Annotated in this window: 13 protein-coding genes and 1 riboswitch; of the genes, 6 read left to right on the top strand and 7 right to left on the bottom strand. The window is 59.0% G+C overall.

Annotated features, from left to right (window positions below):
- Window positions 1-272 precede the first annotated feature (272 nt).
- The 3 genes from C1Y42_RS07135 to C1Y42_RS07125 are packed head-to-tail and all read right to left on the bottom strand — an operon-like array spanning window position 273 to window position 2,550.
- On the bottom strand, window positions 273-1,046 hold the full coding sequence (locus C1Y42_RS07135; protein WP_021509306.1) for a molybdopterin-binding protein: 774 nt from the start codon (window positions 1,044-1,046) through the stop codon (window positions 273-275).
- The gene (locus C1Y42_RS07130) at window positions 1,043-1,873 is read right to left on the bottom strand and encodes a cytochrome b/b6 domain-containing protein (RefSeq protein WP_104093097.1); all 831 of its coding nucleotides are present in this window, start codon (window positions 1,871-1,873) and stop codon (window positions 1,043-1,045) included. Before C1Y42_RS07130 ends, C1Y42_RS07135 begins: the two co-directional genes overlap by 4 nt.
- A gap of 41 nt (window positions 1,874-1,914) precedes the next feature.
- Window positions 1,915-2,550: a hypothetical protein gene (locus tag C1Y42_RS07125; RefSeq protein ID WP_104093096.1), complete on the bottom strand. Its 636-nt coding sequence runs from the start codon at window positions 2,548-2,550 to the stop codon at window positions 1,915-1,917.
- A gap of 230 nt (window positions 2,551-2,780) precedes the next feature.
- Between C1Y42_RS07125 and C1Y42_RS07120 the strand changes: the two genes are divergently transcribed.
- From C1Y42_RS07120 to C1Y42_RS07100, 5 genes are all read left to right on the top strand, one after another.
- Window positions 2,781-3,326 (top strand): chorismate mutase, encoded by a 546-nt coding sequence (locus C1Y42_RS07120; RefSeq protein ID WP_058775774.1) that lies wholly within the window; start codon window positions 2,781-2,783, stop codon window positions 3,324-3,326.
- A 296-nt stretch (window positions 3,327-3,622) separates the two neighbouring features.
- A complete protein-coding gene (locus C1Y42_RS07115; protein ID WP_021509302.1) occupies window positions 3,623-4,633 on the top strand; it encodes a Zn-dependent oxidoreductase in 1,011 nt (336 codons plus the stop codon).
- Between the two features lie 151 nt (window positions 4,634-4,784).
- Window positions 4,785-6,068 carry an MFS transporter gene (locus C1Y42_RS07110; RefSeq protein WP_021509301.1) on the top strand — a complete coding sequence of 428 codons (1,284 nt, stop codon included), beginning with the start codon at window positions 4,785-4,787 and terminating at the stop codon, window positions 6,066-6,068.
- Between the two features lie 52 nt (window positions 6,069-6,120).
- Entirely contained in the window at window positions 6,121-7,581 is a 1,461-nt protein-coding gene (locus C1Y42_RS07105) for a mannitol dehydrogenase family protein (RefSeq protein ID WP_104093095.1), read from the top strand.
- Window positions 7,582-7,680: 99 nt separating this feature from the next.
- A complete protein-coding gene (locus tag C1Y42_RS07100) occupies window positions 7,681-8,367 on the top strand; it encodes a GntR family transcriptional regulator (protein WP_021509299.1) in 687 nt (228 codons plus the stop codon).
- 205 nt (window positions 8,368-8,572) lie between these two features.
- On the opposite strand, the gene fbaB is transcribed toward C1Y42_RS07100, so the two are convergent.
- The 3 genes from fbaB to thiM form a co-directional block, all read right to left on the bottom strand.
- A complete protein-coding gene (gene fbaB / locus C1Y42_RS07095) occupies window positions 8,573-9,625 on the bottom strand; it encodes a class I fructose-bisphosphate aldolase (protein WP_021509298.1) in 1,053 nt (350 codons plus the stop codon).
- Window positions 9,626-9,771: 146 nt separating this feature from the next.
- The gene (gene thiD, locus C1Y42_RS07090) at window positions 9,772-10,572 is read right to left on the bottom strand and encodes a bifunctional hydroxymethylpyrimidine kinase/phosphomethylpyrimidine kinase (protein WP_021509297.1); all 801 of its coding nucleotides are present in this window, start codon (window positions 10,570-10,572) and stop codon (window positions 9,772-9,774) included.
- A complete protein-coding gene (gene thiM, locus C1Y42_RS07085) occupies window positions 10,569-11,354 on the bottom strand; it encodes a hydroxyethylthiazole kinase (protein ID WP_031280055.1) in 786 nt (261 codons plus the stop codon). Before thiM ends, thiD begins: the two co-directional genes overlap by 4 nt.
- A gap of 33 nt (window positions 11,355-11,387) precedes the next feature.
- A riboswitch (TPP riboswitch) is annotated at window positions 11,388-11,484 on the bottom strand.
- Between the two features lie 345 nt (window positions 11,485-11,829).
- Here thiM and C1Y42_RS07080 point away from each other — a divergent pair.
- Window positions 11,830-12,027 carry a hypothetical protein gene (locus C1Y42_RS07080; protein ID WP_021509295.1) on the top strand — a complete coding sequence of 66 codons (198 nt, stop codon included), beginning with the start codon at window positions 11,830-11,832 and terminating at the stop codon, window positions 12,025-12,027.
- Window positions 12,028-12,079: 52 nt separating this feature from the next.
- Here C1Y42_RS07080 and ahpF read toward each other — a convergent pair whose 3' ends face one another.
- Complete coding sequence (ahpF, locus tag C1Y42_RS07075) at window positions 12,080-13,648, bottom strand: alkyl hydroperoxide reductase subunit F (protein ID WP_058769944.1); 1,569 nt, start codon at window positions 13,646-13,648, stop codon at window positions 12,080-12,082.
- Window positions 13,649-13,666 lie beyond the last annotated feature (18 nt).

Below are 13,666 nucleotides of genomic sequence, written 5' to 3'. Positions count from 1 at the left end.
CATTCAAATATTACAATACGGCATATTGGGTGTCCGTTTCTGGCACAGAACAGACAGCCCTTATAGATGTGACAATAGTAGCGATCACCAAATGCACGAGACCGCTCTAATCAGTTTTGATTGGTGGTCATTCTGGTGGTCTTGACAGGAAGAGTTTTTAGATTTAGCTTATTTATTAGCCAGTTACTGGCAAAGGCGATCCCAGTCAGAGGAGCCAGATTTAGAAAAGCCTGCTTTTACAGCAGGCTTTTTGCTTTTCTGCGTTCTGACGTTTAGATACCGCCATACCACTCATAGCCGCGATCTTCCCAGTAGCCGCCGCGTCCGCCCCACAGCTGGGCAAACGAATCCACCACTTTAATTTCCATCAGATACTTGGCGTGCTTGTAACCGAGCTGGCGCTCGACCCGGAGACGCAGGGGCGCGCCATGCGCGACCGGCAGCGGCTGATCGTTCATACGGTAGGCCAGCAGTGTTTGCGGATGCCACGCATCCTGCAGATCGATACTTTCGTAGTAGCGCCCGCTGCCGTCCAGCGTCTGCTCCAGCTCGTCGGCACACAGGAACACCACGTAGCGGGCACCAGGCCGCAGGCGCGCCGCATCCAGCACCAGTCCGAGCGGTACGCCCTGCCATTTGCCAATCGCGCTCCAGCCCTCCACGCAGTCGTGCCGGGTAATCTGTGTGCGACTGGGGAACCGCTGCAGATCGCTGAGCGATAAACTCAGCGGCTGTTGCACCAGCCCGGTGACGCGCAGCCGCCAGTCGGCAAACCCGTTCGCCAGCAAACGCGCATACTCGTCGGAGTCGGGCATTTGCGTGCCGTTGGCGCGGAACAGCGGCGAAATATCGGCCTCGCTGAACTCCGGTGCCAGCCGCTGGCCGCCCAGCAGGCGCTGGCTGGCACGCGTCAGCCGCTCGGTCTGATTGAGCCAGCCGCTGACCGTGTCATTTTGCGTCAGTTGATCGCAACCGCTCAGCAGCGCCGCGCCGGCGCCGGACAGCGCGCCCAGCAGCAGGCGGCGACGCGACAGCTCGATTTTCATGATGGGGTATCCTCTTTGTCGATCGCGTAACGGCCGGTGATCATCGAACGCAGGTTATTGAACACGCCTGACACCAGCACCATCACTACATGCACCAGCACAAACAGCACCAGCAGCGTGGCGGTGACAAAGTGCACCGTGCGCGCCGTGGGACGGCCGCCAAACAGATCGGGTAAAAACGGCAGTGCCGCATCCAGCGCTGGCGACAGGGTTAATCCACTGAGCAGCATCAGCGGCAGCAGTATGAAGATCACCAGCAGATAGCTGAGTTTCTGCAGCGCGTTATAGCGCCTCGCCGCGTCACCGCGGGCGAAGCGTAGCCGGGCGTGGTCGCAAATCTCCTGCCACAAATGACGCGCGCCCAGTTGCTGACGGTCGGGCAACAGATCGCGGCGAAAGTGCCGGTGCCAGAAACCGTGCAGCAGATAAATCACGCCGTTGAACAGCAGCAGCCAGGCAAAAAAGAAGTGCCAGTGGCGACCGGCTCCCAAATCCTGCCACGACGGCAGCGTCATCCAGCCGGGGAACGCGCGCGCTGTCAGCGTGCCCTCCAGCTTCGAGACACCGAGCACGCCGGTGGTATTCAGTTGCAGCGAGCCGAGCCGGACAAATCCCTGCTGCTGACGATTACCGATTTCAAACACCGGCTGCTCATGGTCCGCGCCATACAGGCCGACATATAGACGCGGATGCGCATTAAAGATTTGCAGTCCGCTCATCAGCAGTACGGCAAAACACAGGGCGTTGACCCAGTGCGTCACGCGCACCAGCAGCGAATGACGACGGATTAGCGTTTTACTGCGGGAAGGTGAAGGCTGTTGCATCATCGAGCCCCTTACCAGCCAGGCGAGGCCTGGCTGGAGCCGGATTACATCGGCGGCACTACGCCGTTTTTGCCGACAATGATATTGCCTGCGGTGAGCTTACCGTCGGCGCCCTTCTCGGCAGGAACAAACACCGTGGTGCCGGGTTTCAGGTCATCCGGGGTGGCCGCCGCCAACGTCACCACCGGCGTACCGGCCGGAATAGCAATTTTTTTCTGATGGCCGTGATAGCTCACCGTCACTTCGCTGTTGTCCACCGAGGTGACGCTATTGGCGACCGTGGCATTGGTCATTGAGCTGCCCGGCTTCAGATCCCAGCTGAAGTTGCCTTCGCCTGCACCTTTCAGCTGCGCCGGGAAAATCAGCACTTCGAGCGCGCCATCACCGCCGCCCGCTTTCGGCAGCGAGGCAATGCCCACGTAATCGCCCTTTTTAATGTCGCTGATACTGGCCTTCGCCACCGCAGACACCATCGCGCCTGGCTTCATGGCCACGCTGACCTCCGATCCTTCGCGTGACTTGATAGTGAGCTGCTGCCCGTTTACCGATTCAACAACGCCACGTACCTGCACTTTTTGCCCTGCCATCTCTGCCGCCATCGCCGGCGACAGCGTGGCGCCGGCCAGCAGTGAACCGGCAATCAGCAGTGAAAGGCGTTTGTAATGTGATAAGACCGTCATGGAGTGTTCCTTTTGATGATAAGCGCTGCCTCAGCGGCAGCCCTGTGCCAGAAATCATTCAACCTGAAGCGCAATAACATTGCGGCAAAAGGCGCTGGAAAACAAACCTACTAGTTGGTAGATTAAAAAACAAGATAATTTTTCACCCTGTACTTTGTCATGTCATTATTTTGTCTTAGCCTGAGCCTCGCGCAGATCCAGCGCCTGGGTTGAACATTGGGAGCATCAGTATGGAAATGCAGTTACGATCGGCCACGTTAGCGCTGCTGATTTGCAGCTGTTCCGCCGCCGCGGCAGAACTCAGCAGTCCTTCGCCAGGCCAGCTTATCAACACGCGTTTGTCTTACATGAAGGATGTGGCGGGCTATAAAGCGCAGCATCATCAGCCGATTGAAGATTTGGGTCAGGAGCGCAAGGTGCTGGACAAAGCCCTGGCGGAAGCGCGTCAGCTGGGTCTGGATGATGCCACGGTGCAGCCGTTTATTCAGGCACAGATGGATGTGGCGAAAGCGGTGCAGTATCGCTATCGCGCCGACTGGCTGGCAACGCCGGAGCCGCACTGGCAGCCGCGTCCGCTGGATGAGGTGCGCAAAAGCATTGGTCATTACAGCGACGCGATTCTGACGCAGCTTGCCGCGCAGTTGAAACAGGGCGCGACGCTGCAGGCACCGCAAAAGGCCGAATTTATGCGCGACATTCAGCAGCGTAACGTGTCGCCGCAGGATAAAGAGTTATTGTGGCGCACGCTCAGCGCGGTGACGTTACGGCGGCCGTAATGTTGCGCGGCGAACGTGCCGTCGATCGCAGCAGGCCTGTCATTTTGCTGCGTTTATTCCGGTCGCCCTGAATGGCGACCCTGTAACCGGTTAACGACTTTCAAGGGTGTGCAGTGATGCGCACCGCAACGCCATTCTGAAACTTCTCTTTCCAACTACCCCATGCGCTCTGTGATTGCGTTCACAACTCTGCAACAGCAACTTGTATGGTAGTATTATTGCGCGTATTTTTTCGTCATTACTGTCGCATTATTACTGGTGTGCCGCGCCTTCAGGCCACCAGCCAGGAGTGAATGATGAAAAGTGTGGTGATTGAACAACCGGGTAAACTGCTGCTGGCCGAGCGCGCGCTGCCACAGCCCGCCGCTGATGAAGTGCGGGTAAAAGTGAAATTTGCCAGTATCTGTGGCTCTGATGTGCACATCTGGCACGGTCACAATCCATTTGCCCGCTATCCGCGCGTGATCGGCCATGAGTTCTTTGGCGTGATTGACGCGGTCGGACAGGACGTTGATGCCAGCCGGCTGGGCGAGCGCGTGGCGGTCGATCCGGTGGTGAGCTGCGGCCACTGCTATCCCTGCTCCGTTGGCCGTCCTAATGTCTGTCAGTCACTGCAGGTGATTGGCGTCCACCGCGACGGCGGCTTCAGCGAGTATGCGGTGGCGCCAGCAAAAAATGCCCATCGCCTGCCGGCGAGCATTCCCGACCAACTCGCCAGCCTGGTTGAGCCCTTCACCATTGCCGCGAATATCACGGCGTTCCTCAAGCCGCAGCCACAGGATGTGGCGCTGATTTACGGTGCCGGTCCGATGGGGCTGACCGCCATTCAGGTGCTGAAAGGCGTATACGGCGTACAGCAGGTACTGGTGGTGGACCGCCTGCCAGAGCGGCTGGCGCTGGCGCAGCAAAACGGTGCCGATCGCCTGTTCAACAACAGCGAGATCCCGCTGGCGGCGCAGCTGGAAGGCGTTCAGCCGACGCTGCTTATCGACGCCGCCTGCCATCCGGCGATCCTCGCTGAAGCGGCTGCGCTGGCCTCGCCGGCAGCGCGCATTGGCCTGCTCGGGTTTTCTGCTGAGCCGTGCAGCCTGACGCAGCAGGCGTTGACCAGCAAAGAGCTGTCGCTGTTTACCTCGCGCCTGAACAGCAACCGCTTCCCGGAGGTAATTGCGTGGCTGGAACAGGGGCTGATCCAGCCGGAGAAACTGGTCACCCACTATTTCCCGCTGGCGCAGATCGAGCGCGCCATGACGCTGTTTGAACAAGACCCGCGCACCTGCTGCAAAGTGATCCTGCAAATGGATTGAGTGATGCGCCACACCAGATGTCCCTGATACCGGTGCGTACCCGCCGGCCACAACAATAATCCCCTGCATAAATCAGGCGCAGCGCCGCGGTCATCAAGGTCATCTCCCCGTGACGCTGCAGCCTGAAGAAGAACAGGGAAACGGAGTTTCTATGCTGAAGAATCTACGCTGGACCCTCGTACTGCTGCTGTTCCTGGTTTATATGATCAACTACCTCGATCGTATTGCCCTGTCGCTCACCGTGCCGCTGGTGGAAAAAGATCTGATGATCAATGCCGAGCAGTTCGGCCTGATCTTCGGCAGCTTCTTCTTCGGCTATGCGCTGTTCAATTTTATTGGCGGTTTAGCCACCGATAAATTCGGCCCGACGATTGTGCTCGGCACCGCCGTCGGCATGTGGTCGCTGTTCTGCGGCATGACCGCACTGGCGACCGGTTTCTGGTCGATGATGATTCTGCGCGTACTGTTCGGCATGGCGGAAGGTCCGATTTGCGCCTCGGCCAACAAAGCCATCAATGGCTGGTTTCCGAAAAAGCAGGCCGCCACCGCCATGGGCCTGCTGAGTGCCGGTTCCCCGCTCGGCGGCGCGGTCGCCGGGCCGATTGTCGGCTACCTGGCGCTCTCCTTCGGCTGGCGTCCGGCGTTTGTGGTGATCTGCCTGATTGGTCTGGTGTGGATGGCGCTGTGGTTCTTCTTCGCCGCCGACAATCCGGCGCGCAGTAAGCGCGTCTCTGCGCAGGAGCGCGCGCTGGTAGAGAAACTGAAAGCGGAAGAGCCGGCAGATATCATCGACGCGGACGGCAAAGCGCACGGCATGGGCTACTATCTGCGTCAGCCGATTATCCTCGTCACCGCGTTCGCCTTCTTCTGCTACAACTACATTCTGTTCTTCTTCCTGAGCTGGTTCCCGGCCTATCTGGTGCAGGCGCACGGGCTGGATATCAAAGCCATGAGCATCACGACCATGATCCCGTGGATTGTCGGCTTCATTGGCCTGGCGCTGGGCGGCTGGATTTCCGATAAAATCTTTAATATCACCGGTAAGCTGCTGCTATCGCGCAAGATTGTGCTGGTAGTGTCGCTGCTGGCGGCAGCGATATGTGTGGCGCTGGCGGGCACCATCAAAGAGGTGAATTCGGCAGTGATCATGATGTCGATCTCCATCTTCTTCCTCTACATCACCGGTGCCATTTACTGGGCGATTATTCAGGATGTGGTGCACAAGAGCCGCGTCGGCAGCATCAGCGGCTTTATTCACCTGATTGGCAGCCTGTCCGGCATTATCGGCCCGATCGTTACCGGCTTCATCGTGCAGCACACCGGCAAATTTGACAGCGCCTTTGTGCTGGCGGGCGTGGTAGCGGCACTTGGCGCGCTGCTGGTGCTGTTTGTGATTCGCAGCCCGAAAGCCAGCGACAAACCGGTTTCCGTTTAATCGAATGACTCTGCCGGGGCGCCGCGCGCCCCGTTTGCCACAAGGATTATGCATGTTACAACCCGATCGCCTTCCCGCTGACGTACAGCGCCCCACTTACGACCGCAGCCAGCTGAAAACCCGCATGGTGCACATCGGTTTTGGTGCCTTTCACCGCGCGCATCAGGCGCTGGCCACTGACCAACTGGCGCAGCACGGCAGCGACTGGGGCTACTGCGAAGTGAATCTCAACAGCGGCGCGCTGATCGCCGCTCTGCGCCAGCAGGATTTGCTGTACAGCGTGACCGAAATGGCCGACGACAGCCTGCACACGCGCATTGTTGGCATAATTACCCAGGCGCTGCACGCGAAAAGTGACGGTATTGAGGCGGTGATTGAAGCGATGAGCCAGCCGGAAATCGCCATCGTGTCGATGACGGTCACGGAAAAAGGCTACTGTTCGCTGCCGTCGAGCGGCCAGCTCGACCTGACGCATCCTGACATCGTGCACGATGTGGCGCATCCTGACGCGCCGCGCTCGCTGCCCGGCGTGATCCTGGCGGCGATTGAACGCCGTCGCCAGCGCGATCTGCCGCCTTTCAGCGTGATGTCGTGTGACAACATGCCGGAGAACGGCCACGTTACGCGCAATGTGATTACCCAGCTGGCGCAGCGCCGCAGCCCGGCGCTGGCGGATTACATTCAGACCCACCTCACCTTTCCCTCAACCATGGTGGATCGCATCGTACCGGCGATGACTGATGAAGCTTTCGCGACGCTGGAAGCGCGGCTGGGCAGTCGCGATCCGGTGGCGGTGGAAGCCGAACCTTTTTTCCAGTGGGTGATTGAAGATAACTTCGTCAGCGGCCGCCCGGCGTGGGAACAGGCCGGTGCGGAGCTGGTGCGTGATGTGCTGCCGTACGAAGAGATGAAGCTGCGCATGCTCAACGGCAGCCACTCGTTCCTGGCTTATCTCGGCTATCTGGCCGGGTATCAGCACATCAGCGATTGCATGGCCGATGCCAATTTTCGTCAGGCGGCGCGCGCGCTGATGCTGCAGGATCAGGCATCCACGCTGCGCACGCAGGATGTTGATTTGGTCGCCTATGCCGACTCGCTGATCGCCCGTTACGAAAACCGGGCGATTAAACATCGCACTTATCAAATCGCCACCGACGGTACACAGAAGCTGCCACAGCGCCTGCTGGATAGCGTGCGCTGGCATCTGCGTAACGGGACGGCCTGTGATTATCTGCTGCTGGGCGTAGCAGGCTGGATGCGCTATATCAGCGGCATCGATGAGCAGGGCGCGGCGATTGAGGTTCGCGATCCGCTCAGCGCGCAGCTGGCCAGCATTGTTGCCAATAGCGAGGATGGCCCGCAACGCGTTGAGGCCTTACTGCGCCTGCAGGCGGTGTTCGGCGACGATTTACGTTATCACTCAGTGTTTGTTACGCGGCTTACCGAGCTGTATCAGCAGCTGCGGCTTACCGGTGCACACGCCACGGTGCAGGCGCTGGTCACAGAAGGCTAAGCCGCCTGCACAAATGTGTAGCGCAGACGCAGCGTGCTGATTAGACTGACGCTTTCTCATCGGGCTGGCGGCGGCCAGCCGTAATACGGATATTGCTGCATGTCGATTGCCTATACCATAACCACCAGCGAACCGGTAAATCAGCAGATTTATCGCTATCTGCGGAAGGATATCGTGACCTGCGTGATCCATCCGGGCTCGCTGCTGTCGGAGAAAGAAGTGTCGGCGCGCTTCAACGTGTCGCGGCAGCCGGTGCGGGAAGCCTTCATCAAACTGGCGGAAGCCGGTCTGGTGCAGGTTCTGCCGCAGCGCGGCACCTTCGTGCGCAAAATCTCCGCTCAGCGCGTCGCCGACGGCCGTTTCATCCGTGAAGCGGTGGAGATCGCCGTGGTTCGCCGCGCCGCGCTGGAGATCGCTGCCACCGGACTGATGGCGCTGGAACACAATCTGCAGCTGCAGCGTCTGGCAGCGGAACGCCACGACAGCCAGGCGTTTCTGGCGCTCGACGATGAGTTTCACCGGTTGATTGCCGAAGGCATTGACTGTCTGCTGGCGTGGGAAACGGTGGAGAACATTAAAGCGACGATGGACCGCGTGCGCTTTCTGACGCTAAGCGAAGTGTCGCCGCCGGAGAGCCTGATTCAGCAGCACGAAGAGATATTTGCCGCGCTGAAAGCGCAAGATGCCGATGCGGCGGAGAAGGCGATGCGGCGACATCTGCAGGAGATGATTCTGACCATCACGCCGATTGCCGAGCGCAACAGCGAATGGTTTGAAGGGCCGTAGTGTTGTGGGGTGAGCTTGCGATGTGATGCTGTGGGGTGTGATGCGGTGCGGTTTGATGCCCTCACCCCGGCCCTCTCCCACCGGGAGAGGGAGCTGTTCCAGTAAGCTGTCAGAGAATTAACGCATTAAAAAACCGCACAATACTGTTCCCTCTCCCGCCTGCGGGAGAGGGTTAGGGTGAGGGTGAAAAACGCACCTCACACCATCAGGCAATCGTCACATCCTTCGCCAGATACACATCCTGCACCGCATTAATCAGCGCCACGCCCTCTTTCAGCGACTTCTTAAACGCCTTGCGCCCGAGAATCAGCCCCATGCCGCCGGCGCGTTTATTGATTACCGCCGTACGCACCGACTCTGCCACATCGGTCGCACCGGCTGAAGCACCGCCGGAGTTAATCAGCCCGGCGCGGCCCATGTAGCAGTTGGCTAGCTGGTAGCGCACCAGGTCGATCGGATTCTCACTGGTCAGCTTGCTGTACACGCGCTCATCGGTGTGGCCAAACTTCACCGCGTTATAGCCGCCGTTATTCTCTGCCATTTTCTGCTTCACAATGTCGGCACCAATGGTGGCCGCCAGATGGTTAGCCTGACCGGTTAAATCGGCGCTGGCGTGATAATCCACCCCATCCTTCTTGAAATCGTTGTTGCGCAGATAGGCCCACAGCACCGTCACCATGCCCAACTCGTGCGCGCGCTCGAAGGCCGCTGCAATTTCCTCGATCTGCCGGCGTGACTGCTCAGAACCAAAATAGATGGTGGCGCCGACCGCAACCGCGCCCATGTTGAACGCCTGCTCGACGCTGGCGTAGAGCGTCTGGTCATACTGCGTGGGATAGCTCAGGGTTTCGTTATGGTTCAGCTTGACCATAAACGGGATGCGGTGCGCGTAGCGACGTGACACGGAGGCCAGCACGCCATAGGTTGATGCCACACAGTTACAGCCAGCTTCAATCGCCAGCTCGACGATATTCTTCGGGTCGAAATAGGCCGGATTGGCAGCGAACGAGGCGCCAGCAGAGTGTTCCACGCCCTGATCCACCGGCAGAATCGACAGATAGCCGGTACCCGCCAGACGGCCGGTGTTGTAGAGCGTCTGCATATTGCGCAGTACCGCAGGAGAACGATTGTTATCAATCATCACGCGAACGACATAATCCGCGCCCGGCAAATAAAGGCTATCCGCTGGAATGGTCATGCAGCGATGTTGAAGAAGCGTATCCGCCTCTTTACCCAATAACTGTACGATGTCCGTCATGTTCGCTCCTGATAAATGGCTGGAAAAGAACCGGCACCTGCCGATTCGCCCCCACAGCCTGGACCGAAACGCGCCAGGCTGGCAAATTGCTGACTCCATTTTTCAGACGGATACGCAGTGAAAAAACGGCAATCTGGCGTTACGCCCTACCACCACTGATGAAAATGATGCACCGGCCCAATGCCGTGGCCGACCTCCAGCGAATCGGCGTGCAGCAGCGCCTGCTGCAGCCAGGCCTTGGCCTCCGCTACGGTGCCCGCCCAGTCCGCATGGCGCGGTCGCAATGCCGCCAGCGCCGCCGACAACGTGCAGCCGGTGCCGTGCGTATGACGGGTGTTAACGCGCGGTGCGGTAAAGCGCTGGCGGCCGGCACGGGTGATCAGCCAGTCCGGGCTTTCCGCATCGCTGAGATGACCGCCCTTCATCAGCACCGCTTCGCAGCCCAGTTCCAGCAGCGCATCGCCCTGCTCCAGCATAGTCGCCTCGTCCTGCGCCATGCTGCAGCCCAGCAGCGCTGCGGCTTCCGGCAGATTGGGCGTGATCAGCGATACCTGCGGCAGCAGTCGTTCACGAATGCTGGCTACCGCATCAGGCGACAGCAGCGCATCGCCGCTTTTGGCAATCATCACCGTATCCAGCACCACAAACGGCAGACTGGCGCGTTTCAGCTTCTCTGCCACCACCTCGACAATCGTCGTCTCTGCCAGCATGCCGATTTTCGCGGCGTCAATGCGCACGTCGTCCAGCACCGAGTCGAGCTGCGCCGCGACAAATGCCGGTTCGATGCGATACACCGACTGCACGCCGCGGGTGTTCTGTGCCACCAGCGCGGTAATCACGCTGGTGCCGTACGCGCCGAGCGCGGAAAACGCTTTCAGATCGGCCTGGATACCTGCGCCGCCGCTGGGGTCAGTGCCGGCAATAGTCAGGGCATTAATGCGTTTCATGCAGCCACCTCCAGCGTCCACAGCGCATCCACAAAAGCGGCGACGAAGCTGCCCGGCCCTGCCACACTACGCGCGGCCTGTTCACCGGCCAGCGACATCAAGCGACACGCCGCTGCCACGTGCTGGATGCGCTCACCCGGCAGGCTGCTGCACGCCGCGACTACGGCGGATAGCGCACAACCGGTGCCGACCACGCGCGTCATCAGCGGGCTGCCGCCGGGAATTGCCAGCGTCTGGCGGCCATCGGTGACGTAATCGACTTCGCCGGTTACCGCGACGATAGTGGTGCAGCGTTGCGCCAGCTGCTGCGCGGCGTTCAGTGCAGCATCGGTCTGGTGCACGCTATCCACACCGCGTCCGCCCGTGGCCTGGTGGGCTAAGGCGAGAATCTCTGAAGCGTTGCCGCGAATGGCCGCCGGTCGCAGGCTCAGCAGCTGCTGACAGAATTCCGTACGCAGGGTTAGCGCGCCTACCGCCACCGGATCGAGCGTCCACGGTGTGCCGGCCTGGTTAGCGGCCTGTACCGCCGCCAGCATCGCATCGCGGCGATCATAGGTTAAGGTGCCGACGTTAATCAGCAGCGCATCGGCAAAACCGGCAAACTGCGCCGCTTCATCGCCATCAATCACCATCGCGGGCGAAGCCTGCAGTGCCAGCAGCACGTTGGCGGTAAAAGTTTGCACCACGTCGTTGGTCATACAGTGCACCAGCGGTGCCTGCTGCCGCAGCAGTTGCAGAGAGTGCGCGAGTTGCGCCGGGGAAAGAGGGGCAGGCTGTGTCATAAGGCTCCCAACCGGCAATCAGGAAGGCGAATGCGGTCAGGCATCTGACTTCCCTACGCTGGCATTATCCAGATCAGGTATTACGGGTATTTCTCAGCCTTCACAAAGAAGGGCACCCCGAGTCATGCACGTCCGTGTCAGACGTGCCTTCACAGCATAAAGGGTCAGCTTAAAGTTGTAAATCCTGCGGCGGGTGCGCTTTTTTTGCCGGACAACGATGAGCAAAAATACGTGCGCCATCAATTTTCATGATTTTTTGATCATCAGGAAAATATAAACAAATCGACGGAGATCAATTTTTCCAAAAGCCCTAAAATTCATCAGGATAGTTAATTTAATCTGCCGGGGCAGTAGGCGGGAAATAAACAGAAGAAAGCGCGCAACTTGATTAATATCAAACCGGCCGGCGGCGTAACACGGCCTAATTCCCTTCCGGATTTGAAGACCGCTGTTTCACCTTCACCCGGAATCGCTAATGACTTTATTCAGTTTTCTTCCGCACGCGCACCACTGGCACAATATCACCATTTCCCGTCAAGGCGCCGTTGCCCCCGGTGGCCGTTACCGGTACTCCACGTACCTCGAAGCCGAATGCAAACGCTGCGGCGAGCGCATCCATAAAATTTATTATCGCGATATCAGCGATGAACAGGCGCGTCGCTGGCTGGGATAAAAAAAAGCCCCGCAACACAGGTTGCAGGGCGCTTGCGTGGCTATCGCAAAACTTATTCAGCCGGTTTGGTGCGGATCAGGTAATCAAACGCGCTCAGTGACGCTTTAGCCCCTTCCCCGCTGGCAATGATGATCTGCTTGTACGGCACCGTGGTGCAGTCGCCGGCGGCAAATACGCCTTTCAGGCTGGTTTCGCCTTTGGCGTCGATCAGGATCTCGCCCATGCGGTTGCGCTCTACCGCGCCTTCCAGCCAGTTGGTGTTGGGCAGCAGACCAATCTGAACGAAGATACCGCTCAGCGCCAGTTCGTGGCTGGTCTGGTTATTGCGGTCGATGTAGGTCAGACCGGTAACTTTACTGCCGTCACCTTTTACTTCGGTGGTCTGCGCGTTGAGGATCACATCGACATTTTTCAGGCTGCGCAGTTTATCCTGCAGCACTTTATCGGCGCGCATTTCGCTGGCGAACTCCAGCAGCGTAACGTGCTCGACAATACCGGCCAGATCGATAGCCGCTTCAACGCCGGAGTTACCGCCGCCGATCACCGCCGTGCGTTTGCCTTTAAACAGCGGGCCGTCACAGTGCGGGCAGTAGGTTACACCTTTGGTGCGATACTGCTCTTCGCCCGGAACGCCCATGTTGCGCCAGCGTGCGCCGGTAGCAATGATGATGCTGCGTGATTTCAGCACCGCGCCGGAAGCGGTTTCGATGGCGTGCAGGCCGCCCTCTTTCGCTGCCGGAATCAGCTTGATGGCGCTCTGGGTGTCAATCACGTCAACGTCATAGTCATCAACGTGCGCACGCAGGGAACCGGCAAGCTTCGCCCCTTCGGTTTTCGGCACGGAGATGTAGTTTTCAATGTCAACGGTGTCCAGCACCTGGCCGCCAAAGCGCTCGCCCATCAGGCCGGTACGGATGCCTTTACGCGCCGAGTAGATGGCCGCCGCAGCGCCCGCCGGGCCGCTGCCGACGATCAGCACTTCATAGGCATCACGCTTGTTCAGCTCTTCAGCCGCACGCTTATCCGCATTGGTGTCTACCTTACCGACGATTTCTGCCAGGCTCATGCGACCCTGACCGAACTCTTTGCCGTTGAGGTAAACCGCCGGCACGCCCATGACGTTGCGTTCGGTGATCTCGTTCTGGAACATGCCACCGTCGATGGCGGTATGACGGATGCGCGGATTGAGCACCGCCATTAAGTTCAGCGCCTGTACCACGTCCGGACAGTTGTGGCACGACAGAGAATAATAGGTTTCGAAATGCAGGTCGCTGTCCAGCGCAACAACCTGATCCAGCAGGCTCTGCGCCTCTTTCGACGGATGTCCACCGGTCTGCAGCAGTGCCAGCACCAGTGAGGTAAATTCGTGGCCCATTGGCGAACCGGCAAAGCGCGGACCGCTGTGGCTGCCTGGGTTAGTAATCAGGAATGATGGCTTACGTACCGGTTGATCGTTCTCTTCACGGAAGCTGACTTTATCAGACAGACTCGCGATATCGGTCAGCAGAGTACGGATCTCTGCGGATTTTGCGCCATCGTCCAGTGTGGCAATCAACTCAACCGGTTTCGTTAGTTTCTCAAGGTAGGCCTTGAGCTGGGTTTTTAAATTGGTGTCGAGCATAGTGAGTTCCTGTGAAGA

Origin of the sequence: Pantoea sp. ICBG 985 (assembly GCF_002928365.1) — a bacterium.
In the GTDB taxonomy this organism is placed as follows: Bacteria; Pseudomonadota; Gammaproteobacteria; order Enterobacterales; family Enterobacteriaceae; genus Pantoea; species Pantoea dispersa.
The sequence above is the reverse complement of the archived record's forward strand: the minus strand, read 5'-3'. Positions and strand labels throughout refer to the sequence as shown.

What these genes read in the sequence shown, in the direction of transcription:
- C1Y42_RS07135 (WP_021509306.1), bottom strand. Translation starts at nt 1,046, where the DNA reads ATGAAAATCGAGCTGTCGCGTCGCCGCCTGCTGCTGGGCGCGCTGTCC.
- C1Y42_RS07130 (WP_104093097.1), bottom strand. Translation starts at nt 1,873, where the DNA reads ATGATGCAACAGCCTTCACCTTCCCGCAGTAAAACGCTAATCCGTCGT.
- C1Y42_RS07125 (WP_104093096.1), bottom strand. Translation starts at nt 2,550, where the DNA reads ATGACGGTCTTATCACATTACAAACGCCTTTCACTGCTGATTGCCGGT.
- C1Y42_RS07120 (WP_058775774.1), top strand. Translation starts at nt 2,781, where the DNA reads ATGGAAATGCAGTTACGATCGGCCACGTTAGCGCTGCTGATTTGCAGC.
- C1Y42_RS07115 (WP_021509302.1), top strand. Translation starts at nt 3,623, where the DNA reads ATGAAAAGTGTGGTGATTGAACAACCGGGTAAACTGCTGCTGGCCGAG.
- C1Y42_RS07110 (WP_021509301.1), top strand. Translation starts at nt 4,785, where the DNA reads ATGCTGAAGAATCTACGCTGGACCCTCGTACTGCTGCTGTTCCTGGTT.
- C1Y42_RS07105 (WP_104093095.1), top strand. Translation starts at nt 6,121, where the DNA reads ATGTTACAACCCGATCGCCTTCCCGCTGACGTACAGCGCCCCACTTAC.
- C1Y42_RS07100 (WP_021509299.1), top strand. Translation starts at nt 7,681, where the DNA reads ATGTCGATTGCCTATACCATAACCACCAGCGAACCGGTAAATCAGCAG.
- fbaB (WP_021509298.1), bottom strand. Translation starts at nt 9,625, where the DNA reads ATGACGGACATCGTACAGTTATTGGGTAAAGAGGCGGATACGCTTCTT.
- thiD (WP_021509297.1), bottom strand. Translation starts at nt 10,572, where the DNA reads ATGAAACGCATTAATGCCCTGACTATTGCCGGCACTGACCCCAGCGGC.
- thiM (WP_031280055.1), bottom strand. Translation starts at nt 11,354, where the DNA reads ATGACACAGCCTGCCCCTCTTTCCCCGGCGCAACTCGCGCACTCTCTG.
- C1Y42_RS07080 (WP_021509295.1), top strand. Translation starts at nt 11,830, where the DNA reads ATGACTTTATTCAGTTTTCTTCCGCACGCGCACCACTGGCACAATATC.
- ahpF (WP_058769944.1), bottom strand. Translation starts at nt 13,648, where the DNA reads ATGCTCGACACCAATTTAAAAACCCAGCTCAAGGCCTACCTTGAGAAA.